Origin of the sequence: Mesorhizobium sp. M7A.F.Ca.ET.027.02.1.1, from assembly GCF_004022985.1 — a bacterium.
Classification (GTDB): domain Bacteria; phylum Pseudomonadota; class Alphaproteobacteria; order Rhizobiales; family Rhizobiaceae; genus Mesorhizobium.
Genome location: NZ_RZOL01000628.1, coordinates 1 through 2,286, shown reverse-complemented (window position 1 = coordinate 2,286; position 2,286 = coordinate 1). Strand labels below are relative to the sequence as shown.

Annotated in this window: 2 protein-coding genes and 1 pseudogene; 2 read left to right on the top strand and 1 reads right to left on the bottom strand. The window is 61.9% G+C overall.

The window, feature by feature from the left end:
* Both EN749_RS34370 and araD1 read left to right on the top strand, forming a co-directional pair.
* Positions 1–215, top strand: a pseudogene (locus tag EN749_RS34370) (sugar ABC transporter permease); the annotation flags it as partial.
* 304 nt (positions 216–519) lie between these two features.
* The gene (gene araD1, locus EN749_RS34365; protein WP_128364845.1) at positions 520–1,512 is read left to right on the top strand and encodes an AraD1 family protein; all 993 of its coding nucleotides are present in this window, start codon (positions 520–522) and stop codon (positions 1,510–1,512) included.
* Between the two features lie 175 nt (positions 1,513–1,687).
* Here araD1 and EN749_RS34360 read toward each other — a convergent pair.
* Positions 1,688–2,286, bottom strand: a 599-nt coding sequence (locus tag EN749_RS34360) for a transporter substrate-binding domain-containing protein (RefSeq protein ID WP_128364844.1), incomplete at its 5' end; no start/stop codon positions are given.

Genomic DNA, 2,286 nt, shown 5'->3' with positions numbered 1-2,286 from the left:
AGCTCGACGTCATCGCCGCCGTCTTCATCGGCGGCGCCTCGGCGATGGGCGGCGTCGGTCAGGTCATCGGCGCGGTGGTCGGCGGCTTCATCATGGGCGTGATGAACAACGGCATGTCGATCATGGGCGTCAACGTCGACTGGCAGCAGGTGGTCAAAGGCCTGGTGCTGCTCGGTGCCGTGATCTTCGACGTCTACAACAAGAACAAGGCTTGAACGGGCTTAAGAGCAATTCCAGGAAAATGTGAAACGGTTTTCCGCCTGGAATTGCGCCAAGACAATGAGTTAGAGCGGTTCGCCGTTTCCGTGAAACGGTGAACTGCTCTAGGCGAGGCAAGCAGGAGGCATACGATCGCGGCGCTGCCGGCAACCCGCCGGTAACAGAAGTCCCTGAGGGACCAGGCCCGCGAGCGCAATCCGAACTGAGAATTTAAACCGTGGCATGGACGAGGTCCCGGCCGCGCTGAGTAAGGTCTGCCGTTTTGGCAGTCCTGCCAAGGCAAATGAGAGAGGATTCATCATGCTGATCTCCCAGATCCTCGACGACGCCGAGACCATCCGCGTCGTCGCCCGCAATGGCGGCAAGACCCGGATCATCAATGGCGCCCGCAGCGTCTATTCGCTGGCGATGGAGGCCGCCCGCACCGGCGTCGGCCTCGTCGCGCTGATCGAACGCAAGGGGCTTGGCGAGACGGTCGATCTCGAGGCCGCTTACAAGAAGGGGCGGCTGCTGTCGCCGATCAATCACCCTGATCCGGCGCATCTGCACCTGACCGGCACCGGGCTGACGCATCTCGGCTCCGCCGCGACGCGCGATTCCATGCACAAGAAGCTGAGCGCCGACGGCGAGGAGCAGCTCACCGATTCCATGAAGATGTTTCGCATGGGGCTGGAGGGCGGCAAGCCGGCGAATGGCCAGATCGGCGTGCAGCCGGAATGGTTCTACAAAGGCAACGGCACGATGGCGGTGGCGCCAGGTGCCGCACTTCTGTCACCGGCCTTTGCCAAGGACGCCGGCGAAGAGCCCGAGGTGGCCGGCATCTATGTCATCGGCGACGACGGCGCACCTTTCCGCGTCGGCTTCACGCTGTCGAATGAGTTTTCCGACCACGTCACCGAGCGCGTGAACTATCTGTTCCTCGCCCATTCCAAGTTGCGCAACGCCTCGTTCGGTCCGGAAATCCTGATCGGCGACCTGCCGCCCGATATCCGCGGCACCTCGCGCATCGTGCGCAGCAGCGAGGTGCTGTGGGAAAAGCCGTTCCTGTCCGGCGAAGCGAACATGTCGCACACCATCGCCAATCTCGAACATCACCATTTCAAATACGCGGCCTTCCGCCAGCCGGGCGACGTGCATGTGCATATGTTCGGCACGGCCACGCTCTCTTTCGCAGACGGCATCAGGACTGAGGCCGGCGATGTGTTCGAGATCGAGGCCGGGGACTTCGGCCTGCCGCTGCGCAATCCGCTCGAGATCGAACAGCCGGTGAAGGTGGCGGTGAAGGCGCTTTGAGGTAGCGCCTTTTTCCTTCTCCCCTTGTGGGAGAAGGTGGATCGGCGCGTTAGCGCCGAGACGGATGAGGGGTGTTCCAGCGAAATAAGACGTTGGCGTTCCCTGGAACACCCCTCATCCGTCGCCTTCGGCGACACCTTCTCCCACAAGGGGAGAAGGGGAGAAGCGCCCAGCCTCAATAAATATCGAAGTCGAAATATTTGGCCTGAATCTTCTTGTAGGTGCCGTCGGCGACGATCGCGTCGATGGCTGCGTTGAGCTTGTCGCGCAGGGTCGTGTCTTCCAGGCGCACGGCAATGCCGGCTTGCGTTTCGGTGCCCTTGACGTCGCCGACCAGCTTGCAGCAGCCGTCGCTTGCCTTCTTCAGCCAGTCCATCAGGACGAACTTGTCCGAGATCACGGCGTCAAGACGACCGTTGGTCAGGTCGGTGATCGCCTCTTCCTGGGTGGGATAGAGCTTTGCCTCCGCGCCTGCCTTGCCATACTCATTCTGGGCATAGTCGGCCTGCGTGGTCGAAGCCTGGGCGCCGACCGTCTTGCCGGCCAGTGCCGGTGGTTCGGTCGAGGTGAGATCGCTGTCCTTCGGCGCCACCAAAGCGAGCGGTGTCGTGTAATATTTGTTGGTGAAGGCGACCTGCTTCTTGCGCTCCTCGGTGATGCTCATCGAGGCGATGATGGCGTCGAACTTCTTCGCCTGCAAAGCGGGAATGATGCCGTCCCAGTCCTGGGTGACGATCTCGCACTCGACCTTCATCTGCGCGCACAGCGCATTGG